The organism is Flavivirga amylovorans (assembly GCF_030540875.1).
Taxonomy (GTDB): domain Bacteria; phylum Bacteroidota; class Bacteroidia; order Flavobacteriales; family Flavobacteriaceae; genus Flavivirga; species Flavivirga amylovorans.
Window position 1 is genome coordinate 51,074 of the sequence record NZ_JAUOEM010000010.1, and the last position, 24,748, is coordinate 75,821.

General features: G+C 30.5%; 22 protein-coding genes. 11 read left to right on the top strand and 11 right to left on the bottom strand.

The annotated features are described in order from the left end of the window. Positions 1–288 precede the first annotated feature (288 nt). Entirely contained in the window at positions 289–984 is a 696-nt protein-coding gene (locus Q4Q39_RS19830; RefSeq protein ID WP_303284328.1) for a lysoplasmalogenase family protein, read from the top strand. Here Q4Q39_RS19830 and Q4Q39_RS19835 read toward each other — a convergent pair. From Q4Q39_RS19835 to Q4Q39_RS19845, 3 genes are read right to left on the bottom strand one after another with little or no spacing between them, the layout of a single operon-like run. Then, a complete protein-coding gene (locus Q4Q39_RS19835) occupies positions 971–2,596 on the bottom strand; it encodes an ABC transporter substrate-binding protein (RefSeq protein ID WP_425555577.1) in 1,626 nt (541 codons plus the stop codon). The two genes, Q4Q39_RS19830 and Q4Q39_RS19835, sit on opposite strands and share 14 nt — an antisense overlap. Positions 2,597–2,630: 34 nt before the next feature. After that, entirely contained in the window at positions 2,631–4,391 is a 1,761-nt protein-coding gene (locus tag Q4Q39_RS19840; protein WP_303284329.1) for an MFS transporter, read from the bottom strand. 10 nt (positions 4,392–4,401) lie between these two features. Further along, entirely contained in the window at positions 4,402–5,559 is a 1,158-nt protein-coding gene (locus Q4Q39_RS19845; RefSeq protein WP_303284331.1) for an ATP-binding cassette domain-containing protein, read from the bottom strand. A gap of 147 nt (positions 5,560–5,706) precedes the next feature. On the opposite strand from Q4Q39_RS19845, the gene mtaB reads away from it, so the two are divergent. Together mtaB and Q4Q39_RS19855 are read left to right on the top strand one after the other, a co-directional pair. Continuing rightward, positions 5,707–7,047, top strand: coding sequence for a tRNA (N(6)-L-threonylcarbamoyladenosine(37)-C(2))-methylthiotransferase MtaB (mtaB, locus tag Q4Q39_RS19850; protein WP_303284332.1), 1,341 nt, complete (start codon positions 5,707–5,709; stop codon positions 7,045–7,047). 110 nt (positions 7,048–7,157) lie between these two features. Continuing rightward, positions 7,158–7,658, top strand: coding sequence for a hypothetical protein (locus tag Q4Q39_RS19855; RefSeq protein ID WP_303284333.1), 501 nt, complete (start codon positions 7,158–7,160; stop codon positions 7,656–7,658). A gap of 80 nt (positions 7,659–7,738) precedes the next feature. Here the strand turns inward: Q4Q39_RS19855 and Q4Q39_RS19860 are convergent, their stop codons facing one another. Continuing rightward, positions 7,739–8,035, bottom strand: coding sequence for an N-acetyltransferase (locus tag Q4Q39_RS19860; RefSeq protein ID WP_303284334.1), 297 nt, complete (start codon positions 8,033–8,035; stop codon positions 7,739–7,741). A 191-nt stretch (positions 8,036–8,226) separates the two neighbouring features. Here Q4Q39_RS19860 and Q4Q39_RS19865 point away from each other — a divergent pair, with 191 nt between their 5' ends. Together Q4Q39_RS19865 and Q4Q39_RS19870 are read left to right on the top strand one after the other, a co-directional pair. Further along, positions 8,227–8,892: an alpha/beta hydrolase family protein gene (locus tag Q4Q39_RS19865; RefSeq protein WP_303284335.1), complete on the top strand. Its 666-nt coding sequence runs from the start codon at positions 8,227–8,229 to the stop codon at positions 8,890–8,892. Between the two features lie 35 nt (positions 8,893–8,927). Continuing rightward, positions 8,928–9,854 carry a lytic transglycosylase domain-containing protein gene (locus Q4Q39_RS19870; RefSeq protein WP_303284336.1) on the top strand — a complete coding sequence of 309 codons (927 nt, stop codon included), beginning with the start codon at positions 8,928–8,930 and terminating at the stop codon, positions 9,852–9,854. 39 nt (positions 9,855–9,893) lie between these two features. Here Q4Q39_RS19870 and Q4Q39_RS19875 read toward each other — a convergent pair whose 3' ends face one another. Further along, the gene (locus Q4Q39_RS19875; protein WP_303284337.1) at positions 9,894–10,469 is read right to left on the bottom strand and encodes a tetratricopeptide repeat protein; all 576 of its coding nucleotides are present in this window, start codon (positions 10,467–10,469) and stop codon (positions 9,894–9,896) included. Positions 10,470–10,769: 300 nt separating this feature from the next. Here Q4Q39_RS19875 and rpmH point away from each other — a divergent pair, with 300 nt between their 5' ends. The 3 genes from rpmH to Q4Q39_RS19890 all read left to right on the top strand — a co-directional run bounded on the left by rpmH (position 10,770) and on the right by Q4Q39_RS19890 (position 16,320). Continuing rightward, on the top strand, positions 10,770–10,931 hold the full coding sequence (gene rpmH, locus Q4Q39_RS19880; protein ID WP_042244185.1) for a 50S ribosomal protein L34: 162 nt from the start codon (positions 10,770–10,772) through the stop codon (positions 10,929–10,931). A gap of 114 nt (positions 10,932–11,045) precedes the next feature. Then, positions 11,046–13,901 (top strand): carbamoyl-phosphate synthase large subunit, encoded by a 2,856-nt coding sequence (gene carB, locus Q4Q39_RS19885; protein ID WP_303284338.1) that lies wholly within the window; start codon positions 11,046–11,048, stop codon positions 13,899–13,901. A 205-nt stretch (positions 13,902–14,106) separates the two neighbouring features. Continuing rightward, positions 14,107–16,320, top strand: coding sequence for a T9SS type A sorting domain-containing protein (locus tag Q4Q39_RS19890; RefSeq protein ID WP_303284339.1), 2,214 nt, complete (start codon positions 14,107–14,109; stop codon positions 16,318–16,320). Positions 16,321–16,376: 56 nt separating this feature from the next. Here the strand turns inward: Q4Q39_RS19890 and Q4Q39_RS19895 are convergent, their stop codons facing one another. The 6 genes from Q4Q39_RS19895 to Q4Q39_RS19920 form a co-directional block, all read right to left on the bottom strand. Next, entirely contained in the window at positions 16,377–16,925 is a 549-nt protein-coding gene (locus tag Q4Q39_RS19895; protein WP_303284340.1) for a YceI family protein, read from the bottom strand. 97 nt (positions 16,926–17,022) lie between these two features. Further along, complete coding sequence (locus tag Q4Q39_RS19900; protein WP_303284341.1) at positions 17,023–17,385, bottom strand: hypothetical protein; 363 nt, start codon at positions 17,383–17,385, stop codon at positions 17,023–17,025. 33 nt (positions 17,386–17,418) lie between these two features. Beyond that, positions 17,419–18,267 carry a DUF5777 family beta-barrel protein gene (locus tag Q4Q39_RS19905; protein ID WP_303284342.1) on the bottom strand — a complete coding sequence of 283 codons (849 nt, stop codon included), beginning with the start codon at positions 18,265–18,267 and terminating at the stop codon, positions 17,419–17,421. A 28-nt stretch (positions 18,268–18,295) separates the two neighbouring features. Next, on the bottom strand, positions 18,296–19,048 hold the full coding sequence (locus tag Q4Q39_RS19910; RefSeq protein ID WP_303284343.1) for a T9SS type A sorting domain-containing protein: 753 nt from the start codon (positions 19,046–19,048) through the stop codon (positions 18,296–18,298). A 16-nt stretch (positions 19,049–19,064) separates the two neighbouring features. Next, complete coding sequence (locus Q4Q39_RS19915; protein ID WP_303284344.1) at positions 19,065–19,439, bottom strand: OB-fold protein; 375 nt, start codon at positions 19,437–19,439, stop codon at positions 19,065–19,067. Positions 19,440–19,586: 147 nt separating this feature from the next. Then, positions 19,587–20,660: a hypothetical protein gene (locus tag Q4Q39_RS19920; RefSeq protein WP_303284345.1), complete on the bottom strand. Its 1,074-nt coding sequence runs from the start codon at positions 20,658–20,660 to the stop codon at positions 19,587–19,589. Between the two features lie 106 nt (positions 20,661–20,766). Here Q4Q39_RS19920 and Q4Q39_RS19925 point away from each other — a divergent pair, with 106 nt between their 5' ends. The 3 genes from Q4Q39_RS19925 to Q4Q39_RS19935 are packed head-to-tail and all read left to right on the top strand — an operon-like array spanning position 20,767 to position 24,735. Further along, a complete protein-coding gene (locus tag Q4Q39_RS19925; RefSeq protein WP_303284346.1) occupies positions 20,767–21,291 on the top strand; it encodes an RNA polymerase sigma factor in 525 nt (174 codons plus the stop codon). A gap of 32 nt (positions 21,292–21,323) precedes the next feature. Further along, complete coding sequence (locus tag Q4Q39_RS19930) at positions 21,324–22,235, top strand: FecR family protein (protein WP_303284347.1); 912 nt, start codon at positions 21,324–21,326, stop codon at positions 22,233–22,235. Beyond that, positions 22,219–24,735, top strand: coding sequence for a TonB-dependent receptor plug domain-containing protein (locus Q4Q39_RS19935; protein WP_303284348.1), 2,517 nt, complete (start codon positions 22,219–22,221; stop codon positions 24,733–24,735). Before Q4Q39_RS19930 ends, Q4Q39_RS19935 begins: the two co-directional genes overlap by 17 nt. The last annotated feature ends 13 nt before the right edge of the window (positions 24,736–24,748 follow it).

The window sequence follows — 24,748 nt, forward strand, 5'->3', positions numbered from 1 at the left end:
AGATTCACGTTAGCTAAAAAGAAACATTCAATTTAATTTTTGTGTTAGAAATTTTACGTATTTATTTTACATTATGTTGAAGAGAAAATAAAAAAAACAGGAACAGTTGTAAAAGATGACATCAATGATATTGGTAAGGATTTAAAGAGCGATTAATTACCTTAAAAGTAAAAGAAAAGAAAAATTAATTTCGGCTTGTTTATAAAGGTGTAATTTTTTTCTTATTTTGTCAAAGGTTTACAACTTTATTGGATGTAGATTTTTTTAATAGCCCTTAAAAGATATACTGTGTTGCATATTTTTAAAAATGAAAAAAAAATCAGTATCATTTTTTTTATCATTTTAACTATAGATATTTTAGTTAAACTAAACCTTGATCCTTTTCCTTATAGATATATTTCAAAGCCGCCTATAATACTCCTTTTATTTTTGTATTACCACTATAATAATAATGAAAAACGAAAGATAAAAAAATTATGGGTAACCTTGGCATTATGCAGTTTTCTATTAGCAGACATATTTATTATAAAACATACTAATATCATTCTTTTAAGTGTAAGCCTGCTTCTTTTTGCTTTAGCAAAAGTTTTTTTGAGTTTACGGCTTTCACATAAATCAGATTTTAATATTATAAGGTTGATTCCTTTTTCTATAGTTATAGGTGCCTATACAATTTTTATAGTGAGTTTGCTTTTCGATAGCTTAAAAAGTTTTTTTGTACCAGCTTTACTTAGTTTTTTTATATCATTACTGCTTATTCAATTTGCTTTTTTAAGAAAAGACGTTGTAGATAAAACTAGTTATTTATATGTATTCTTTGGGATTATTCTATATATGATATGTGAGAGTATGATGGCAATTAAAACGTTTAAAATGGACTTACCAATGCAAGACATTTTAATTATGCTATTTTATGGTATAGCCATATATCTTATTGTTTTTGGAATTGTAAAAGAGCATAAACATGATATCAATTCTTTTTAACTCGTCTTAAATCCAATAAATTGATAGGGTTGATACCCAGCCCAGAAACGTTTTTCCTTGTAAATCGGACCACTTCATCATAGTATAAAGGAACCATAATAGCATTTTGCATGGCTATAGAATCCATGGTTGTGTATATATGCTTTCTTTCTTCAATATTAGTAATGGTAAAAGCTTTGTTGTACAAGCTATCAAATTGTGCGTTTTTAAAGTGAAAATAATTTGAGCCGTTGGGAGCGAAATTTTTACTATAGAATATAGATAAATAATTTTCTGCATCCAAATAATCTGCAATCCAAGAGCTTCTAAACATATCAACTTTACCATTTGATCTAGCAGTTCTTAAAGTGGCTTCAGGCATCACATCAACTTTAATTATTAATCCTGTTTTTCCAAGTTCACGTTGAATAAATTCGCAAAAGCTTAAGTAGTTGCTCGTAGTTGTTAAAGTTATTTCAGGTTTTGAGATACCACTTTCTTTTTTAAATTGCTCAACCAATTGTTTTGCCTTTTCTGGTTGATAGCTAAAACCAATAGATTCATTATGCCCAGGAAGACCTTTGGGAATAAAACCACCATTAGCAGGATTACCGATGTCGTTTCGTAAATAAATCATCATTTTTTTTCTGTCAAATCCATAATTTATGGCTTTCCGAATTAATTCAGATTGTATTTCTGGTGTTTTGGAGTCTAAATAAAAACCCAGATATTCAGAGTTTAAATAAGGTCCCTGAATCATATTTATAGTTTCTTTATAAGTATTACGAAGCTGCCCATCTGCTGTTAACAATTCATCTTTATAAGAAGCGTCTAGACTGTTTAAGAAATCTATATTACCTTGAGCAAATTGTAAAAATTCACTTTGTTTGTCTGGTAAAAAAGTAATGGCTACAGCCTCTAAATAGGGTAGTGGTATACCATTACTATCTTTTTCAAAATAGTTGTTGTTTTTTCTAAAGACGAGTTTAATATTTTCTTCCCAACGTTTAAACTGAAAAGGACCGGTACCAATAGGGTGCGATCTAAAATCATTACCATAATGTTCTGCAATTTCTTTAGGAATAACTGAGCAATACTTCATAGATAATAATCCTATAAAAGCAGGGAATGGTTGCTTTAATTCAATTTTAAAAAGCGTATCATTTACGGCTTCAAAGTCATTCACTTTTTTTAAAACCCAATTTCCTGGTGCTGCAATTTTTTCATCTCTTAACCTGTTAAAACTATATTTAAAATCTTCGGCAACAACTATTCTTGTTGAGTCCTTTCCAAATAATTCATGTTTATGAAAATAAACATCATCTCGTAGTGTAAATGAGTAATGGAGTCCATCATCTGATATTGTCCAATTTTTAGCAATACATGGTAAAATGTTTAAGTCACTATCCAATTGTACTAAGCCATTAAATAATTGGTTGCTAACCCAGGTGTCTTGCAAGGTTCTTGAAAATGCTGGATCTAAGGTGTTTATGTTGGCGTGTTCATTATATCTGAAAACTAAATGGTCTTTATTAATTGATGTATTATTTGTACATGAATTTAATAACATATAAAAACAAGCTACAAATAAAAAAAATGTTAGGTATGTCGTGTTTGTTTTCACTAATTTCATTTAAATGTAAATAGTTTAAATAGTTGTTTTATTCTCATCCTTCAGGCAAAGCTTTCCAACTTTTAATAATGTTAGAATAAAAATATATAAAGAGTAAATTAACCACAAACAAAATATAACTCCAATATATGCCTAAACTATGTAATAGATTAAAACAAGCATCATTATTATAATGGGAATAATCTTCAACACATGCATCAGATTGGTGTAAAGATATAATTGTAATTATTAGAAAAATGTAAAGTATAAAACCAGCGATCGATATATTTAAACAAATTGAAACAATAAGTTTTTTTATTTTTTTTGCATAAAATAGGGGAATAGATAAAATGACGAAACCTAATATCAAGGTTAAATACGATACAAAATACTCAACGGTGTTACCATTTGATTTTGTTATATATGCATAAAGAGCGGTTAACAATATTACTAGCATAGTCAATAAACCAATACTTATTATTGTAAAGAGTAATGACTTTAAGCCAGTAACTCTAAACATAAATACCAAAGAAGAGAAAAAGAATGCTAGCCATATAAAAAAGTGTATGCTTTGTGAAAAGGGATTACTTTCTTTTATGTCTTCAATATTTTCAAAGACCCTATGCAAAGAATCATTGTCTAAATAATAATTTGAGATATGATCTTTGTAAAAAGCTTCAATAGCAGTTTTGGGTTTACTTGGTTCAAATTGAAATTCTTCTTTAGGTTGATTTCTAATTAAGTGTTTTAATTCAAAGTTGTCATTTGGGTGATAAACCATATCAAACCAACTATCTGCAGTTAAGTTATGTTTAATACTATATTGATTGCAAATCATTAAAAAATCTGACAATATTTTTTTAATCTCGTTCGGATCATTTCGTTTTAAAAGGTCATAACCCAATTTATTCCATAGTTTATTTTTCTTGAAATCCGTTCGGTGATTAAGGTTTTCATACTCGTAAGTATCGTATTCAGAGTGATTATATTGGACATTTTCTTGATCTGACCTATCTTTTTCGGATAAATAAAAGTTGTTTGAATAATTAAAATAACTAGGTTTCACCGTTTGAACATGACTAGAAACATCAAAAAGAGAATCTTTAAAAAAATAAGTTCTAATGGTATCTTTTGTTTTATAATATACATAACCTTTATAAGAACTATCGGTTACCATTTGGTTTAAGGTTCCATCTTTTTTATAAAGCGTATAAAATCTGTAATTGTAATCCAAAAATTTTAAAGACAAACTATCTTTATCTTGGTTTGCTCCATTATAAGTTTCACAATAAAGGGTATCGAAAGGATGTGGGTAACTACGTTGATTAATAGTATAGTCTTGTGTGTTTTTAGAAAAGAACAATGCAGCAGCATTAGATGCAATAATTTCTCTTTCTACACTTTCGTCATCATATTTAAAAGATATATAAGACTTAACACCGAAATTATATGAAATATAATATGTGGTGGAAAATAAGATTAATATTAAATAAATTAAAAATTGCTTAAATAATTGTAATCGGGTAGTTGGATAAAAACTTTTAAAGGCATTATTTTTAAATAGTAAAATAAGCCATATAACGAGCATTAAGATAGATATTATAATGCTGATGTAAATAGTGCCATTTTCGAAAAAAATAGATTTGGCACTATATTCGTGTAAAATTTCTGGATTAGTAATTGCAAAGAACCCAAAAATAAAAAATAAACCATGTAAAATTATTGCTGAAGCTAAAACCCATAATAGCTTTGTATTCCAGATTATGGGATGATTTTCAAGCAGATATTGATTGGTCTTATGTATAAAATTTTTCATTGATTTAACTTTAGGAAACGAAGAAACGTCTTGTGGATTTTGTTATGTTACGTATGTAAATAACATCTATTTCATGCTTTCCTAAAGTTTCAAGTACTAAAGGGAAAGCTATTTTAATAGGGAAATAAACAATAAAAATTCCACCATTAAAAATTAGTTTTTCAAGACTTAAATCGGTAAAAATCTGTTTGAGTTTTTCCCTTTCACAATTACAGTCAATTTCTACGATTAAATAATTACTGGTATTAGTAGTCGCACTTTCAGCCTTATTGTGCTTATGCATTCCATTCTTAAGATATATTACTTTATCAGATACCTTTTCTACTTCATATAATTGTTGAGAACTTAATATTAATGCGATGGGGTTATTTATCGAGTTACATATAGACTTTAAATCTTCTAAAATTACTTGCTGCGCTAATACATCTAAGTTAGCCAAAGGTTCATCTAAAAGCAATAATTCAGGTTGTCTTAATAATGTTCTAGCCAACTCAAAACGCATTTTATAACCAGAAGACAGTTCATTCCACTTTAAATGTTTATAATTCCATAAACCAAAACGAGCAATCATCATCAAAACTCTAGTTTCGTTTTCTTTAGGATCCATACCATAATTTGACAAAACGAATTTTAAATTATCTTTAAGACTGCCATACCATTTTTGAGTTCGTTGTGGAATGTATACTAAGTTAGAGCGCAAATCATAGTCGCTATTAAAATCCTTATCAAAATTAAATTTTAAAGAGCCTTCGTTGTGTTTTAATTCTTTAGCTAAAATTCTTAATAGTGTGGTTTTTCCATTTCCATTTTCACCAACTAACCCATAAACATCGCCTTTATGAATCTTAATTGAAATTGGCCCCAATTTAAAGCGATTGGCACCATAACTTTTAATAATATTGGTTCCTGTTACTACTGGATGTTTTGTATTGTAATCTTCAATGGGGATTTTTGAGATTCTGCTCAGAATTTCTAGGCTTCTTTTTATAAGTTTTTCTTCATCATTTGGGTGTTTTTCTTTCCAATCTGTAAGTGCTATAACGTCATTGTAAATATCTAAGTCTTGCGTGTCTATAGCACAATCCATAAGTTTTCTATACCCTAAAAAAGTGTCTTTGTTTTCAAAAAAAGCAACCACTTCTTTAATTCGCGTTTCAGCTCTTGTCATTTGTTATTGTAGATTATTAGCTTTTAGTTCAAGTCTTCAAACTTAGATTGTATTACTTGTAGCAATTACGTAAATTTGCAGGCTTTTAAGTTAGAAAACAAGTAAATATAAATACATTTCCATCGTAAAGGAAATGAAAAAGAAAAAATGAAGAAAAAAGTCGCATTTTATACTTTAGGTTGTAAGCTGAATTTCTCAGAGACATCAACTATAGCAAGAACCTTTACAGATGAGGGTTTTGATCGTGTGGATTTTTCTGAAAAAGCAGATATTTATGTGATTAATACTTGTTCGGTTACAGAGAATGCGGACAAACGTTTTAAAACAATAGTAAAGCAAGCACAGAAAGCCAATTCAGATGCATTTGTTGCAGCAGTAGGATGTTACGCCCAATTAAAACCTCAGGAATTAGCAGATGTTAATGGTGTAGATTTAGTTTTAGGAGCTACTGAGAAATTTAACATTACTGCTTTTATTAACGATTTGCTTAGTCATCCCGAGCGCAGTCGAGGGGTTGGACAGATACATTCTTGTGAAATAGAAGATGCCGATTTTTACGTAGGGAGTTATTCTATTGGGGATAGAACGCGAGCATTTTTAAAAGTTCAGGACGGCTGCGATTATAAATGTACTTATTGCACCATCCCTTTAGCACGTGGTATTTCACGAAGTGATACCATGGAAAATGTTTTAAAAAATGCTCAAGAGATTTCTAAACAAAATATAAAAGAAATTGTTCTTACTGGTGTTAATATTGGTGATTACGGAAAAGGAGAGTTTGGAAATAAAAAACATGAACATACATTTTTAGATTTGGTTACTAAACTGGATACCGTAGAAGGTATTGAACGATTAAGAATTTCGTCTATAGAACCCAATCTTTTGAAAAATGAAACTATTGATTTGGTATCTAAATCAAGAGCTTTTGTTCCCCATTTCCATGTTCCGTTACAATCTGGAAGTAACGAGATTCTTAAAAAAATGAAACGACGTTATATGCGAGAATTGTATGTAGATCGTGTTTCAAAAATAAAAGAAGTCATGCCTCATGCTTGTATAGGTGTGGATGTTATTGTTGGTTTCCCAGGAGAAACAGACGATCATTTTCTGGAAACTTATAATTTTTTGAATGAATTAGATATTTCATATTTACATGTGTTTACATACTCTGAGCGTGATAATACTGAAGCTACAGAAATGGATGGAGTCGTATCTAACAATATAAGAAGCAAGCGTAGTAAAATGCTGAGAGGCTTATCGGTTAAAAAACGGCGCGCTTTTTACGAGAGTCAATTAGGTTCTAAGAGGATCGTTTTGTTTGAAAGCGAAAATAAAGAAGGTTATATTCATGGGTTTACAGAGAACTACGTTAAAGTAAAAACACCTTGGAACCCTGAATTGATTAATACATTGCATCATGTTGATCTTACGAAAATTGATGACGATGGTTTAGTAAGGTTTGAATTTTCTAAAGCAGTTTCAAACTAGAAAATCATAGTAAGTTTGCATATTACCCAGAGTTTTGCTCAGTTCGACTTATTTATTATGCAAATAAAATAACACACTATACTTTTACTTGAGTTAATCATGTCCCAAATATGAATAAATTACTTTTTATTTTATGTTTTGCATTATTTATTACTAGTTGTTCAAGCGAGGATGATGGTGATATGTCAGTTGTGGGTACATGGAAGTTAACAGCTTGGGACGTAGTAGGTGGATTTGATATCAATAACGATGGTACTACTAATACTAATATTTTAGATGAAATCGAATGTGAAAATAATGAAACTTTAACTTTCGATGTTAACAATGTTGTAGCTTCAAATAAAACCTTCAATCCAGATGTCAATATTGCTTTACAAGAAGGCACTACAGATAAATATATGTTTAATGTAGCCTGCGACGAAGAAGGTATAATTGGATTAGCAACTTCATACTCTCAAAATTTAGATATAGTCCTATTTAATGGGATTGAGTCTACTGTAATTGGTAATCAATTGTTTCGTTTAATGAAAGGATCTATAAAAATATATAATGAAGATTTTACTGAGATAATTACTACTAGGGATGTAACATTTGTTTATACTAGACAATAATCAAGTATCTTCTTTCTAAAAATAAAAAATCCGAAGCTATTTAGCTTCGGATTTTTTATGCTTATTTTTTGTCTCAAAAATTAAATTCTTACTCCAACAGGAAGCATACGTTTGTATTTTCTATTACTTCTTACAAACTTAGCAATTTCAGGACTTGTTGGTACAACACTTAGATTACGTTCTTGAATTTGTTCGAAAACAGCTTCTAGAAATTCTTTGCTAAATTCTTGGTCTTTAATACCTTCTGGAATAATTAGCTTTGTTAAGAAAATCTTCCTTTCTTGCAAAGAATATTCAATTTTAGCTAAATGGTCATCAATTTTTATTTCAAATTGACGTAAAAAATCGTTGTCAATTAATTCTGCAGCTTCAACCATGGTAATTTTTGTTTTATTTCTATAGGAGTTATAAATAGTGAACACTATTTATATAACTTTGTTTTGCAAAAGTACAAAAAAAAATTGTCATTTTAACGATAAAATAAGGTTAATGCCTTATGGAATAAACCTTTAGAATAGGTTTTTGCATTTAGAAGGCAATTTTTTTGTTAAATTCTATTTTAGTTTCAATGAGCGAAAAGATAATCCATGTTTATTTAATGCCGGGAATGGCAGCTAATCCAACAATTTTTGAACATATTAAATTACCAGAAAATCAATTCAGGATTCATTTGCTTGAGTGGATGTTACCCATCAAAAATGAGTCTATTAGTGATTATGCTTTTCGAATGACAAAAAACATAGAGTATGAAAATATTGTATTGCTAGGTGTCTCGTTTGGAGGTGTTCTGGTTCAAGAAATGAGTAAACATATACATGTTAAAAAGCTCATTATAGTATCTAGCGTTAAATCTATGCACGAATTACCTAAGCATATGTTGTTAGCTAAAAAAACGAAGGCTTATACATTGGTACCTACACAACTGGCTAGTAATATTGATTTACTTGCAAAATATGCTTTTGGTGGTAGTATAAAAAAGCGCATGGATTTATACAAAAAATATTTATCTGTTAGTGATAGTAAATATTTAAGTTGGGCCATTAAACAAATAGTTTGCTGGAATCAAGATGAAACCCTACAAGATATTGTGCATATTCATGGCGATAATGATGTTGTGTTCCCTATTAAAAATATAGCAAATTGTATTACAATTAAAAATGGCACACATATTATGATTATTAATAAATATAAGTGGTTTAATGAGAATTTACCTCGTATAATTTTAGAAAACTAAATAAAAATTTTACCTTTAAACAAAACTTATTAAAAATGAAGATAGTACAGAAAGTATTAGCGTTTGTGGGATTATTAAGTTTATCGGCTTTATTTATTTATGCCTTACAAGATGCCCCAACAGATGAGAATTTCGAGAAAAAACTAATTAATGATTATAATGTTTATGCATTACAAGTTCCAGATGATTTAAATTTTGCTGGTGAGCCAATGCCTCTTAAAAATCCAGATATTTTAGAGCGTATGGACCGAGAATTATTGGTTAATACATATTGGCAATCTAATGGGTTGTTAATGTTTAAACGTGCCAAAAAATATTTTCCAATTATAGAGCCTATTTTAAAGAAGCATGGAATCCCAGATGACTTTAAATATTTGGCAGTCATTGAAAGTGGTTTAACAAATGCAGTATCCCCAGCTGGAGCTAAAGGTTTTTGGCAAATTATGAAAGTTACGGGTAGAGAAAATGGCTTAGAAGTTAATGATAATGTCGATGAACGCTACCATCTAGAAAAAGCAACAGAAGTGGCATGTAAATATTTATTAAGATCTAAAAAGAAATTAGGTTCATGGACTTTAGCCGCTGCTGCTTATAACGCTGGTGTTGCTGGGATTTCTAGAAAACTTAGAGACCAAAAAGTTTCAGATTATTACGATTTGCTACTTATAGAAGAAACTGGCCGCTATATTTTTAGAATCGTGGCGTTAAAAGAAATTTTATCAAACCCATCCAAATATGGCTTTAACTTTAGAGATAAGGATTTGTATAACAATGTTCCTACTTATAAAGTAGCTGTTGATTCAGCAGTTACTAATTTCCCGAAATTTGCGGAAAGTTTTGGTATTAACTACAAAATATTAAAACTTCACAACCCGTGGTTACGAGAATCACATCTAAATAATAAATCAAAAAAGCTGTATACTATTGATATTCCTGAAAAGGGCTATTATAATGTACAATAAATAATAAAAAGAAAATTAATTTTAAGAGGATAACTATAGTTATCCTCTTCTTTTTTGCGCTCTTATAGAACCTCCACTACCATAATGCTGATTAGGCATTTGTGAACGTTTCATATTTTGTTTCATCATTTTTATCTGATCGGTCAGCATGCCCTGTTTATCTAATTTTTGAGCCTCAGATAATAGTTTTTGAGCTTCTTGCTTTCTACGTTTTGAAAAAGCAATACCAGATAAGTTTAATTTTGCCATTGCCAAATCATGATCCATAGATAACCCTAAAGAAATTGCTTTTTTAAAATATTTTTCGGCATCATTCATATTACTTTGAGATACCATGATACCGTGCAAATAATTATAGTACCCTTGCTGTTTTTTTACTAAAGCAGCTTCAGGTTTTTTTATTTTATTTAGCCATTTCTTTGCACCGTCAAAATCTTGTTTTCGTAATCTTAAAAAAGCTAATAAAATAAACTCATTTTTAAAATAAAGAAATATAAAAATAAGAGAAAGTAATATAAGCATGATACCGTTACCTATATAGCCTTCAGTAAATTGATAAACAGCATAAGCAATAATACCCGCTGCTATAATTAGTTTTATAATTTTATTGTACATTTTAATAAGTTTATAGTAAGAAAAGACATTATTTTTAAAGACTAAATAAGACTTCTTTTGTTTTAGACTGCAAAGAAACTAAAATTTTATTAAAAATAACTCATAGACATTTAACAAAAAGAAGGTGATTAGCCTTGTATAAATAAAGGTTCAATTAGAATATTTTAAATAAAAAAATAATTAAAAATATTTTTTAAAAAATGGTTTGCAAAGTAATAAAGGCTTTGTATATTTGCCCTCGGTTTTGGAGAAGGTCCAAACTATAGAAAAATACAATTCAGATTTTAAAGATACAAGATAATGAGTAAAAGAACATTTCAGCCTTCTAAAAGAAAGAGAAGAAATAAACATGGTTTTAGAGAAAGAATGGCTTCTGCTAATGGTAGAAAGGTATTAGCTCGTAGAAGAGCTAAAGGAAGAAAAAGATTATCTGTGTCATCTGAAACTAGACATAAGAAATAATGATTAACAATTGTTGATAATTTAAAGGTGTTACTTAAGTGTAACGCCTTTTTTTATATCTAATGAGTATTATTTTTGTAACTAATTATATTATATCCACATAACAAGTAAAAAATGCCGAAAAATTCAAACCTAAAATCGATATTAATTATTGGATCTGGTCCTATAGTTATTGGACAAGCATGTGAATTTGATTATTCAGGATCTCAGTCCTTAAGATCACTTAGAGAAGATGGAATTGAAACTATTCTTATTAATTCCAATCCAGCGACTATCATGACAGATCCTTCTATGGCTGATCATGTTTATTTGCTACCTCTTAATACGAAATCCATTATCAAAATATTGAAAGAGCATCCACAAATAGATGCCGTTTTGCCTACTATGGGAGGTCAGACAGCTTTAAATTTGTGTATAGAAGCTGATGAAAAAGGAATTTGGAAAGATTTTGGTGTTGAATTAATAGGTGTTGATATTAATGCTATAAATATTACAGAAGACAGAGAGCAGTTTAGAGAATTGATGGGAAAAATAGGTGTTGGTATGGCTCCGCAAGCCACTGCTACCTCTTTCTTAAAAGGAAAAGAAATTGCTCAAGAGTTTGGATTTCCTCTTTGTATTAGAGCTTCTTACACATTAGGAGGTGCTGGAGCAGCTATTGTTTATGAAGAAGAAGATTTTGATAAATTATTGCGTAGGGGATTAGAAATCTCCCCAATCCATGAAGTGATGATTGATAAAGCAATGATGGGGTGGAAAGAGTATGAATTAGAATTACTTCGTGATAAAAATGACAATGTTGTCATTATTTGTTCTATTGAGAATATGGATCCTATGGGAATTCATACAGGTGATTCCATTACAGTAGCTCCAGCCATGACTTTGAGTGATAAAACCTATCAGAAGATGCGTGATATGGCTATTAAGATGATGCGTAGTATTGGTGATTTTGAAGGCGGATGTAATGTTCAGTTTGCTGTAAGTCCAGATGAAAAAGAAGACATTATTGCTATCGAAATAAACCCACGTGTATCACGTTCTTCAGCGTTAGCAAGTAAGGCAACTGGTTATCCGATTGCTAAAATTGCTACAAAACTTGCTATTGGTTATACTTTAGATGAATTAGATAATCAGATAACTAAATCTACTTCTGCTTTATTTGAGCCTACTTTGGATTATGTTATTGTAAAAATTCCACGTTGGAATTTTGATAAATTCGAAGGGTCTGATAGAACTTTAGGCTTACAAATGAAAGCTGTTGGAGAAGTTATGGGGATTGGCCGTTCTTTTCAGGAAGCACTGCATAAAGCTACCCAATCTTTAGAGATTAAAAGAAATGGTTTAGGAGCAGATGGAAAAGGTTATAAAGATTACAATCAAATCATTGATAAACTAACCAACGCTTCTTGGGATCGTGTTTTTGTTATTTATGATGCGATCGCGATGGGAATTCCGTTAAGCCAGATTTATGATATCACAAAAATTGATATGTGGTATTTAAAACAATATGAAGAATTATTTCAATTAGAAAAAGAAATATCTACATATACTATTGATACACTTGATAGAGATTTATTATTAGAAGCGAAGCAAAAAGGATATGGAGATCGTCAGATTGCACATATGTTAGGTTGCTTAGAAAGTCAGGTATATAATAAGAGAGACGAATTTAATATTCAACGTGTATTTAAGTTAGTTGATACTTGTGCTGCTGAGTTTACAGCCAAAACGCCATATTACTATTCTACATTTGAAAATGTGGTTGAGACTGCATCAGGAGAAATATATACTCATAATGAAAGTATTGTAAGTGATAAAAAGAAAATTGTTGTACTAGGTTCTGGTCCAAATAGAATAGGACAAGGTATCGAGTTTGATTACTGCTGTGTTCACGGTGTTTTAGCAGCTGCAGAATGTGGCTATGAAACGATTATGATTAATTGTAACCCAGAAACGGTGTCTACAGATTTTGATACAGCCGATAAATTATATTTTGAACCTGTTTTCTGGGAACATATTTATGATATTATTCGTCATGAAAAGCCAGAAGGGGTTATTGTTCAATTAGGAGGGCAAACGGCGTTGAAGTTAGCAGAGAAGTTAACCAAGTATGGAATCAAAATTATTGGTACTAGCTTTGAATCTTTAGATTTAGCTGAGGATAGAGGAAGTTTTTCTAGCTTATTGAAGGAAAACAATATTCCTTATCCAGAGTTTGGAATTGCAGAAAATGCTGATGAGGCTTTAGCTTTAGCTGATAAATTAGATTTCCCAATTTTGGTTAGACCGTCTTATGTTTTAGGTGGTCAGGGGATGAAAATTGTTATCAATAAAGAAGATTTGATTGAGCATGTAGTTGATTTATTGAGAAGAATGCCTAATAATAAATTATTGTTAGACCATTATTTAGATGGAGCGATTGAGGCTGAAGCAGATGCTATTTGTGATGCTGATGGAAATGTTTATATCATTGGAATTATGGAACACATAGAACCATGTGGTGTACATTCTGGAGATTCTAATGCTACTTTACCAGCATTTAATTTGGGAGATTTAGTAATGCAGCAAATCATTGATCACACGCATACTATTGCCAGAGCATTAAATACGGTTGGGCTGATTAATATTCAATTTGCGATTAAAGATGATATTGTGTATATCATTGAGGCAAACCCAAGAGCTTCCAGAACGGTTCCTTTTATAGCAAAAGCGTACAAAGAACCGTATGTAAATTATGCAACAAAGGTTATGCTAGGAGCAAAGAAGGTCACTGATTTTGATTTTAATCCTAAGCTAGATGGTTATGCCATTAAACAACCTGTATTCTCTTTTAATAAGTTTCCTAATGTAGATAAGAGATTAGGACCAGAAATGAAAAGTACGGGAGAAAGTATCTTGTTTATAGATAGTCTAAAAGACGATGAATTCTACGATCTGTATTCCAGACGAAAAATGTACTTAAGTAAATAATAAAAAATGCCGCTTTAAGCGGCATTTTTTATTTGAAGTAATGCAAGTTTTCAACATTTAAGTTTTAATTTTATAAGAATCAATTTATTCTTTTAAATACATCATCAAAACGTATTTCATCGATTTTGTAATTACTTTGTAGTTTTTCAATTGAAGAATGTAATATATTCGCTACGCTTAATCTAATGTAAGAAAACTTGATGTTATGAGAATCTACTTCTATTTTTTAGTAACAATTTTTGCTGTATTTTCTAATTTATGTAGTTATGGACAAATAATTAAACCTTTAATTTCGAATAATTCGGAACAAGGAATTTCTGAAGATCAAAATCATCCAATTAATCCTAATTTTTGTGGAACGGATTTCTTTCATAATGAGAAAATGAAAAACGATGCGAAATATAGAGCACGTCATAAACAAACCATTCAATCCATACAAAAGGTTAGTAAGCAGAAGAAAACATTAGTTAATGGTGTACTGCAAGTGCCAGTAGTTGTCCATGTTATGCATAAAGGTGAATCAGTTGGTACAGGAACGAACATCTCTGATGACGACGTAAGAAGAGGTATAAAATATTTAAACAATTATTGGAGAAAAATTGAAGGTACGGAAGGTGATGGACAGGGAGTAGATATGAAAATTGAGTTTGCTTTAGCTATACAGGACGAAAGTGGAAACTGTACAAATGGAATTGATCGTGTAGATATGAGTGGTGTTACTGCTTATGTAAGCGATGGGGTTAATAGTGATGATTCCGGAAGCGGTATAGCTGATTATGAACCTGGAGGAGGCGTGAATTCCCTTAAAGAATATAGTATTTGGGATCCTACAAAATATTATAATGTTTGGATAGTTGATGAAATTGACAATAAAAATTGTTATACCGGAGGTTCATTTACCGCTGGGTACGCTTATTATGCTTCATCACATGGACGACCTTTTGATGGCTCAGTTGTATTAATTTGCTCTTATTTAAATGAATCATCTTCTACATGGGCGCATGAAATGGGGCATGCTTTTAATTTAGCACATACTTTTGATGGGGACGATTCTGATAATGATGGTGTGGTAGATCAATGTGGAGATGATGGTATTGCCGATACGCCAAAACATATGAGAACGTCATCAATATCTCCATCTATTTATCGTGATTGTGATAATGATGATCCTAATAACTGTGATCCTACATTTGACCAGATAATAAATCCAGATACAGGGTTTACGAGAAATACTGGAACGCATCAAGATCATATGCATAATTATATGGATTATACAGGATGTCCAACTGAATTTACAGGGGGACAAAGGTCTGTAGCAATTGCTGCTCTAAACGGGCGAAGAGCGTCCTTTCTTACTAGTTCTGCACTATCGCCCCCTTCAACGGCTACGGTTAATTTTACCTCTGAGGCTTCAACAGTATGTTTAGGGAATGATTTAACATTTACAGATACATCAACTTGTACGCCAAATTCTTATACTAATGAAGGGTATGATGATGTAACATTTCTTTGGACTTTTGATAACGGTGTTGATACGCCTTATACATCAACAGATCAAAACCCAACAATCATGTTTAATAACTCGGGGGCATATAATGTAACACTTTCAGTTACAAACCCTCAAGGAACAACAAGTTTAACTAAACCTAATAGTATAGTTGTGGCTTCAGGTGTTAAAGCGGCATGTGCTATTTCAAGTAGAAATTCCAATAATAATTTTAGTAATGGAGTTACCAGTATTTCATTTAACACGCTTAATAATAATACCAGTACTTTTATTCCTAATAATGCCATGCAGGATTTTACCTGTGCAAAAAATACAATAATTGATGTTGGGACGTCTTATAATCTAGATGTTAGTTATAAATCTAGACCTGATGGTAAACAATATTTAGAAGTTTGGATTGATTGGGACAATAGCGGAACATTTCAAACATCTAATAATGATGGAATTAATGAAAGAGTTTTAACAGATAATATTGCTGCAGATGAAACAGGAACACCTTCGATTAATATCACCCCTCCAGCTACGGCTGTTGTTAATACCATATTAAGAATGCGTGTTATTTCTGAGTTTGATGAATCACCGAATGTATGTGGAAATGGTAGGGCTCAACGTGCAGATGATTATGGTATTTATGTTAAAGGAAATGGCTTATTAAGCGTGAATGATTTTAATGAATCTAATTATAAATTTAAAATCATCCCAAATCCTGTTAAGAATTATTTAAATATTTCTTTAGATAATAATGATGTCATAAAGGGGTATGAGGTTTATGATATTAGTGGTAAGAAAGTAATGATCAATTCAAAAATAACTAAAAATAGTATTGAAGTTTCAGGACTTTCTAATGGTTTTTATTTTCTAAAAATAAAGACAGAAGCTAGAGAAATGACAGGTAAGTTTATTAAAAAATAGAAACTTAGACGGTTTCAATTCAAATAATAAAAAATACCGCTTTTAGCGGCATTTTTTTATTTCTTCTTTAATTGGAAGTTAAACATAACCTCTATACTTTCGGCAATTTTATTCCTGACAACTTTCGGGATTTTTATATCATAGTCTGCTGGGTTCGTGGTAAACGTTCCAGACATGATAATGTTACCGTGGTCGTTTTTTGAAATTTTCAAAGGAATGTTATTTAATTGCTTCGTTTTTCCATGAAACGTTAATGCTCCACTAATTTTTAAATCCTCTGAAGTTCCTGATAATTTGTTAAAAGAAAAATCAACGATTTTACCTTTAAAAATTGCTTTAGGATATGTGTCAGATTCAGCATAGTTTTCATTAAAATGCTCTTCCATGAGCGCATTTTTAAATCGAAAACCTTTAACCAACACTAGTGTAGCAAATTCTCCATTTTCAGAATTTAAAATGGCAGTAACTGTATTGTTGTTAGCTTTTACTTCTTCAAAAGCAGGCACTGAAGCTTCAAAATTTACCTGCCCAGTTTTTGTCAAATATTTGTTCTGAGCAAAACAATTTAAGCTTATTAAGGCAAAAAAATAGACTAGTTTTTTCATGTACTAAATTATTGTTTTTATCAATAACACCTGCCTATAGACAGATGTTAATATTATGACGTTTTATTAATAATTATCGTTTTAAGCCATAAAGAAACTAATTTTCCAAAAGCCCATCATCTTTCCATTGTTGAATCATACTCCTATTAGTAGAAGGCATTTGGCCACTTGGGGGCATAGGACTGGAAGTGTTATTAATTCTACTTAATATAGCATCGACTCTATTTTTAACATCAGTGAATGTTGTTAGAGAAAAAGGCGCACTACTTGCTGTTGGATTGCCATGACACTGTAAACAATTACTACTAATAATATTTTTTACATTTGCATCATAAGTGATTTTTGCATTTGGGTCTGGATCGGGATCTGGATTAGGAGCAAGGTCATCATTACTATTACTAGAGCAATTAAAAATCAATCCAGAAATTACTAAGGTGTAAATCATTTTTTTAAAATTCATAGCTTTTTTTTTAATTTATTTATATAATTATTTTTAAAATCTTCGACTTAAATTAAATCCAAAATAGACGTCCCCATCACTCCAATCTCCATTTGCTTGTCCTAGAAAGCCATTAGTGTTCATGGCTTGAGCGTTAGAGAAGTGCATTTGAAATACGTGACCTCCAGTTTCTATGTCTATACCTATAGATAACGGATTTTTAAAAGGCGAATTGTCGGCTCTGTTTAAGTGTAAACCATAATCTGCATTTATAGACCATCGTTTACTAAGCTTATATCTCCCTCCAAGACCTAAAGCAAACTGACTATTGTCTTGTTCGTCTATAGGTACGTAGTTCTCATGAAAAAAGGTTGGGGCTAACTCTACCGAAAAGTTTTTATTAATTTTTCTCGATATTAATAATTGAGCAGTATATCCAAGACGATCACTAAATTCGATAGATGGTAGATCCTCTTCTTCTAATGCAGTATTGACTAAAAAGGCATTATAACCAACAATTGTAAATGGGAAACCATTCTCTTCTTGCCTAAGAAGTCTATATTTTACAGACGCTTGGTAAATTTTTAAAAAGGAACTTCTGGATACCCCTATATTAATTGCATCAGTAATACCGTAAACAAAATTTAATCGTGTTACAGCTTCATCCAATCCAAAAAAGGTGTCAATACCATTTTTTAAACTACCAAAACGGTGAGATACTATAAAAGATAGCTCCTTTTCTGCGACTAATTTTGTAGATTCAAAATTCACAATTTTTAAACCTTTAAAAGCAGCAGTAACATATTGCGAACCTGTTAGGTTTGTGTCTATTTCTTCTAGTAAGTCCTCTTGTGAAAATATAAGAAAAGGAAAACAGATAAGGATTAGTAGTATCTTGTTCATATATAAATTTTTTGTTTTAGGTTTATTTTTAACGTTTTATAAAGCGTTTTACTTGATTATTTATTTTTACTAAATAGATGCCTTGGTTGAAATTAGAAACATCAATTTCAAGAGAATTGTTAAGAGGGAGTTTTTTGTTAATAATTGTTTCACCCAAGATATTATAAATATTGAGAGTTCCATCATCAATAACTTGTGGGAATTTTAAAGACAAAGTAGAAGAGGATGGGTTGGGAGACATAGAAAAGTTATTTACTGCTAAGTCGCTTACACTTAATGTCGATCCCCAAAAAGATTGTCCATTTTCTGTAGATCCATTTCCATTATATAGATATGGAACAGCTACTGTGTTAGGGATGGCTGTTCCTGTAATCCAAATACCAGCTCCAACAGCTACTGACTCACGAGTCCCTCCAGTACTTATCCATTGAATGTAATCTCGAATATTAGCTGAACTACCGAAATCAGTTGTATCAATATATAAACCTAACTCGCCACCTGCGTCTACTAGGTTTGTTGAACTAGTTACTGTAACTTCTCCTCCGGCTACTAAATTTAATGAACCACTTGAAATTGTTAGTGTATTTAATTTAAAATAGCTAGGAAAGATGCATAATTTATAATCAGAAATGTCAACAGCGCTAGCTCCAAAATTTTTAATTGTTATCGTTTCGTTTGATGGATTGACACTTATAAATCGTATTTGAGCACTTGCTAGTGGTATTAAGTAAAAGATCATGCTTAATGTTAAAAAGGTTTTATAGGTAAAATTTCTTTTCATAACAGTTGTTTTAAATTTATTCAATTATACATTGGTCTAATTTGATTTGCTCTAACAAATCGTCATAACCAATTACGCGTCCTTTGATTTTTATTTCAGACCCTATCTTTATGGGGAAACTTATAACGTTATTAAACTGGCAAAAGATTTTGTCATTTATCGTCAAATTATTTTGATTGATTTCAGAAACAACTCCTGAAACGATTATTGTCTTATTGAGGTATTTTTTTTCTGATTTTAAAGATGCATTTGAAAATTCTGAACCAATTGAATTTGCTGTGACAACAAAAACAGGAATTTCAGTTTCGATATTTCTGTGATCTTTATATATGTACAAATAGGCAACAGCACATACAATTACAAGAAGGATTAAAATTATCCGCTTTTTCATATAATAAATAGGTTTAAAGACTGCTCCAACCCTAAGGTTGAAGCAGTTTGACTAGTAATCAAATGGTTTAGATAAAGAGCATTTGATAAATGAAATTTTTCTTTTTCATAAAAAGTATTTCCACTAGCTTTTTTATATTTCTTTTACTTAATTACAACCGTTGTCATATCGTAACCTATCATCTCCACCAACTCTTAAATCTATTTTGGTCTCAGAATATTTAGATATTTCATGTAATATCCAGTCGTTATTACAATATGGTAGGCTTGGGACATTTATTGTTACTGTAATACCATTTGCTATACCACTTGCTGTCCAAGTACCAAATACGGTTGTACTGGCCCAGGATACAGATAAACTACCATCGGTAAAGAAATTAAACTTATAACCAGCATATTCATTGTCAAGGTCATTACTGTCACGTTCTAATTTATCTACAGTCCAGTCTGCACAGGTAGTTAAAACATTGGTTAGTTGGTTAGGGTCGCAATCATCACAATCATCATCATTATAATCGTAGTCATCATCTTCATCACAGTCATTATTGTATGTCTCAATAGTAGTCTCCAATTCTACTAAATTATTAATACTTAATTCGGTTTCATCAAAAAGAATAACAGTAATAGGGAAATTGATTGTTACATAATCGCTTGTACTTAAATTATTAACAAGCTCAAATAAGCTGTTATCGGAATTTGCAGCTATAGTATCTATAAGTTCATTATTTGTGTTAAATACAGATGCTGTTATAGGGTATTTAAAATCTAAACATTCAATATCATCATCTTGTTCATTTTCACCCTTACAATCGTTTGAATAGCTTGACAGTTCGGTAGCGTTATTTATAGTTACTTTAGAGTGATCTTCAAGACTTATTGTTATAGGGTATGTAATATCTAAAGCATCAATGTCATCATCTTCTTCATCAAAAATGTATTCAATAATTTTATAATCTTCTTTAGAATTAATATTAATCTCTTGACTGTTTGCAGTTACAGTTAAAGGAAGATTAATATTAAAGCAATTAGATTTATCAATTATATTATCATTGGATCCATCATTGCTCACTGTTTTTAACATCAAATCTGCAATGTTTGAATTTGCAACCAAGACTTCATCTTCAGGTGCCTCTATTAGTTCTCTTTCTTCGGTTCTGCAAGAAGAGAATAACATTATAACTGCGATAGAGAATATAAAAAGGCTATCAAATATTTTGTTCATCAATTTTGTTTCTGACTTTAAGTTATATCTATAACAACTTCAGTTTATAAACTCCTCAAATTTTTAAATAAATTTTTATATAACTTTGGAAACACAAAACAATATTTTGGAAAAAGACCTTAACGATTCAATTTGTAAAGAAGCAGTCTTTGAACGTATTTATAATAAATACTCTAAAGATTTGCATGCTTATTTGTATTATAAATATGGGGAGCAATTAAATCCTAATGATAAAGTTCAAGATGCTTTTGTGAAGCTATGGAACAATTGTAAAAAAGTAACATTAAGTAAAGCTAAGTCTTTTCTTTATACAGTAGCTAACAATATGATGCTAAATGATATTAAACATCAAAAGGTTATTTTAAAACATAAACAGATACAGACTAAGCATTATACTTATGAAACTCCTGAATTCATTTTAGAAAAAGAACAGTTTTTAGAGCATTATAATAAGGTGTTAACTAGTTTAAATGAAGAACAACGGGTTGCCTTTCTATTAAATAAAACAGAAGGGAAAAAACATAGTGAAATTGCAGAAATGCTGGGGGTGACTCAAAAGGTAGTTGAATATAGAATCTATAGTGCTTTCAATATTCTGAAAAAAGAATTGAAAGGATTTAAAATAAAGTAAGGAGTTTATAAACTGAAGTTGTTATATATATAATGGAGAAAGATTATTTACTTGAAAAATGGTTAAAAGATGACTTAACTGATGCTGAAAAAGAAGCCTTTAGTCAGTTAGATGATGCCCAGTTTAATCAATATATTATTGATGCTGCACAGTATTTTAAGGTTTCTGCTTTTTCTGAAGTAGATACCTTTCAGGATTTTAAAAAACGCTATAATTCATATAAAACGCCTGTTAAAAAATTACAATGGTTATATCCATTATTAAAAGTAGCTAGTGTTATTGTAATAGGTTTAGGGATTTATTTTTCGTTTTTTTTCAATAAACTTACGTACATTGAAACTGTGGCTAGTGAAAAAACAACTATAGAGCTTCCTGATCATTCAAAAGTTGAATTAAATGCGTTAACTAAGGTGCGGTTTAATGCTGAAAATTGGAATGAAAAAAGAGCTCTTGAACTTGAGGGGGAAGCATTCTTTAAAGTTGCAAAAGGGAGTGTTTTTGATGTTAAAACAGATGCCGGGACAGTAACAGTCGTGGGTACACAATTTAATGTGAAACAGCGAAAACACTATTTTGAAGTTAAATGTTTTGAGGGTATTGTTAAAGTAACGTCAGACACGATTACTAGACAATTGCACGCCGGAGATGTTTTTCAGATTTTATATGGAAAGTTTTCCGAAACAAAAACTAAAGTCTCATCTCCAAAATGGACTCATAATATAAGTAATTTTGAAGCTGTTCTATTTAAAGAAATCTTAGCAGAGTTAGAACGACAATATAATATTGAAGTTATCTATAAGGGGATTGATGCTGATCGATTATTTACAGGAGGGTTTACACATGACAAGCTGGAGAACGCATTAATTTCTATCACGCAGCCAATGAATTTGACTTTTGAATTACGTTCTTCAAACCTGGTAATAATTCATGGAAAAGAGAATTAAAGGAATCGCTATTTTTTTTAGCCTCTTGTTTTTTATTACTAACTGTCTTTATGCTCAAGATAATACAGATTCAAAAACTTTATCTCAAATAATTACCACTGTACAAGAAGCATACAATGTTCAATTTAACTATGCGGAAGATGTTATTGATGGTATTTCGTTAAAACCTCCAAATAAAAATTTATCCCTTTCAGATGTTATAATTTATCTAGAAAACAATACAGGTTTATCGTTTACTTTAATGAATGATAACTTTATTCTTATTAAACCAAGAACAGATATTACATTATGTGGATACCTTAAAGGAAAAGACAGTTTGGGAGTATTGCCTTTTGCAACAGTACAAACCATTGACCGTTCTACTACCAGTGATAAAAATGGTTTTTTTAAAATTAAAATTAAAAACCCATTGCAGTTAATTACAATACGGCATTTAGGTTATAAAACGATTACAAAACCATACAATCAATTTAAAATATCTGGTTGCTCGGATATATATATGCTATCAGATTTTCAACTATTGTCTCAAGTTATCATATCAAACTATATTACAAGTGGTATCAATAAAATAGATAATGGCTCTTTTCAGATAGATTTCTCTAACTTAAAAATTCTTCCAGGACTAATTGACCATGATGTTTTGCAATCTGTTCAAGCATTTCCAGGTATTCAAAGTGTTAATGAAACAGTATCGAATATTAATATAAGAGGTGGAACTCACGATCAGAATTTGATTCTCTGGGATGATATAAAAATGTACCAATCTGGTCATTTTTTTGGTTTAATTTCTATGTATAACCCACATATTACTCAAAAAGTGTCTTTAAGAAAAAGTGGAAGTGATGTTAGTTATACAGATGGCGTATCTGGAACTATTGAAATGCAAACAAATCATGAAGTAAATAGAGAATTTAAGGGTGTTATTGGAGCGAATTTAACAGATGTTAATGGCTTTGCAGACATTCCGATTAATGAGTCTTCTTCACTACAAGTGGCGGCAAGAAAATCTATTAGTGATTTTTTTGAAACACCAACATACACCGCCTTTTTTGATAGAATTTCACAAAATACAGAAGTAGCATCAAATGCAACAACTATAACAAATACTGATAAAACTTTTGATTTTTATGATACGTCACTTAGGTGGATTTATAATATAAGTGATAAAGATAAATTGAGAGTTAATTTTATTAATGTACATAATCAACTTCAGTTTAATGAAAATGCTATTGTAGATCAAGAAGAAGAGTCTCGTGATAGTAAATTAACTCAGAATAGTATTGCAGGTGCATTGCATTACAGTAGAGTATGGAATGATAAATTAAAAACAGATTTAGAAGTTTATGAAACCGATTATAAGCTTAGAGCTATTAATGCTAATATACTAGATTCACAGCGTTTTTTACAAGAAAATATAGTGTCGGAAACCAGTACGAAATTAAAAATGGGTTTTAATCTTAATAAGAGATTGCAGCTTTTAAATGGGTATCATTTTGTCGAAACAGAAGTGACCAATTTAGATGATGTAGATAATCCATTGTTTAGATTTTTAGTATCTGAAGTCGTTAGAACACATGGTGTTTTTTCTCAAGTAGGTTATAAAACGTTAAACAATAAAACGAACTTAAATGTAGGGCTTAGATATAACTACATTAGTAAATTTAATAAATCTATTTGGGAACCTCGATTAAGTTTTAATCATCATTTCTTTAAATATTTTATGTTGGAAATTCTTGGAGAATTTAAACATCAAAGCACATCTCAGGTCATTAATTTTCAAAATGATTTTTTAGGAATTGAGAAACGAAGATGGCAATTATCGAATGACGAAGAGATTCCTATTATTAGGAGCAAACAAATTTCCATGGGGCTAAACTATAGTCACAATGGATGGTTAATTGGTGTCGATGGTTTTTATAAAATTGTTAATGGTATAACAACTCAAAGCCAAGGGTTTCAAAATCAATACGAATTTTTTAAAAGTAATGGTCGTTATGATGTAAAAGGATTAGATATATTATTTAGAAAGTATATTGAAAAATTTAGTACTTGGTTAAGTTATTCTTATATGGATAACCGTTACCTTTTTAAAGACTTAGAAACGAATTATTTTCCCAGTAACTATAATATTTCGCATACAGCAACTTTGGGAATGACTTATGCATTAAATAACTTAAAACTTTCCGCAGGTTTAAATTGGCATTCTGGAAAACCGACTACACAACCAATTTTTGAGAACCAAATTGTTAATGAACAAGTGAATTATGAAGCGACTAATGCTTCAAATTTAGATGATTACTTACGTCTAGATATTTCTGCGATTTATAATTTTAAATTTAGCGATAAAACACGGGCTCATTTAGGAGTATCGGTTTGGAATGTTTTAGATAAAGAAAATGAAATTAATAATTTTTACCGTGTAAAAGATGAAAGTATTATGGAGACTGTACAAAAGTCTTTGGGACTAACACCTAATGCTGTTTTTAGGGTTTATTTTTAACCTTCATATCGAA

What these genes read in the sequence shown, in the direction of transcription:
- Q4Q39_RS19860 (WP_303284334.1), bottom strand. Translation starts at nt 8,035, where the DNA reads ATGGTTGAAGCTGCAGAATTAATTGACAACGATTTTTTACGTCAATTT.
- Q4Q39_RS19855 (WP_303284333.1), top strand. Translation starts at nt 7,158, where the DNA reads ATGAATAAATTACTTTTTATTTTATGTTTTGCATTATTTATTACTAGT.
- Q4Q39_RS19905 (WP_303284342.1), bottom strand. Translation starts at nt 18,267, where the DNA reads ATGAACAAGATACTACTAATCCTTATCTGTTTTCCTTTTCTTATATTT.
- carB (WP_303284338.1), top strand. Translation starts at nt 11,046, where the DNA reads ATGCCGAAAAATTCAAACCTAAAATCGATATTAATTATTGGATCTGGT.
- Q4Q39_RS19900 (WP_303284341.1), bottom strand. Translation starts at nt 17,385, where the DNA reads ATGAATTTTAAAAAAATGATTTACACCTTAGTAATTTCTGGATTGATT.
- Q4Q39_RS19845 (WP_303284331.1), bottom strand. Translation starts at nt 5,559, where the DNA reads ATGACAAGAGCTGAAACGCGAATTAAAGAAGTGGTTGCTTTTTTTGAA.
- Q4Q39_RS19930 (WP_303284347.1), top strand. Translation starts at nt 21,324, where the DNA reads ATGGAGAAAGATTATTTACTTGAAAAATGGTTAAAAGATGACTTAACT.
- Q4Q39_RS19935 (WP_303284348.1), top strand. Translation starts at nt 22,219, where the DNA reads ATGGAAAAGAGAATTAAAGGAATCGCTATTTTTTTTAGCCTCTTGTTT.
- Q4Q39_RS19895 (WP_303284340.1), bottom strand. Translation starts at nt 16,925, where the DNA reads ATGAAAAAACTAGTCTATTTTTTTGCCTTAATAAGCTTAAATTGTTTT.
- Q4Q39_RS19890 (WP_303284339.1), top strand. Translation starts at nt 14,107, where the DNA reads ATGAGAATCTACTTCTATTTTTTAGTAACAATTTTTGCTGTATTTTCT.
- Q4Q39_RS19920 (WP_303284345.1), bottom strand. Translation starts at nt 20,660, where the DNA reads ATGAACAAAATATTTGATAGCCTTTTTATATTCTCTATCGCAGTTATA.
- rpmH (WP_042244185.1), top strand. Translation starts at nt 10,770, where the DNA reads ATGAGTAAAAGAACATTTCAGCCTTCTAAAAGAAAGAGAAGAAATAAA.
- Q4Q39_RS19865 (WP_303284335.1), top strand. Translation starts at nt 8,227, where the DNA reads ATGAGCGAAAAGATAATCCATGTTTATTTAATGCCGGGAATGGCAGCT.
- Q4Q39_RS19875 (WP_303284337.1), bottom strand. Translation starts at nt 10,469, where the DNA reads ATGTACAATAAAATTATAAAACTAATTATAGCAGCGGGTATTATTGCT.
- Q4Q39_RS19835 (WP_425555577.1), bottom strand. Translation starts at nt 2,596, where the DNA reads ATGAAATTAGTGAAAACAAACACGACATACCTAACATTTTTTTTATTT.
- Q4Q39_RS19915 (WP_303284344.1), bottom strand. Translation starts at nt 19,439, where the DNA reads ATGAAAAAGCGGATAATTTTAATCCTTCTTGTAATTGTATGTGCTGTT.
- Q4Q39_RS19910 (WP_303284343.1), bottom strand. Translation starts at nt 19,048, where the DNA reads ATGAAAAGAAATTTTACCTATAAAACCTTTTTAACATTAAGCATGATC.
- Q4Q39_RS19870 (WP_303284336.1), top strand. Translation starts at nt 8,928, where the DNA reads ATGAAGATAGTACAGAAAGTATTAGCGTTTGTGGGATTATTAAGTTTA.
- Q4Q39_RS19840 (WP_303284329.1), bottom strand. Translation starts at nt 4,391, where the DNA reads ATGAAAAATTTTATACATAAGACCAATCAATATCTGCTTGAAAATCAT.
- mtaB (WP_303284332.1), top strand. Translation starts at nt 5,707, where the DNA reads ATGAAGAAAAAAGTCGCATTTTATACTTTAGGTTGTAAGCTGAATTTC.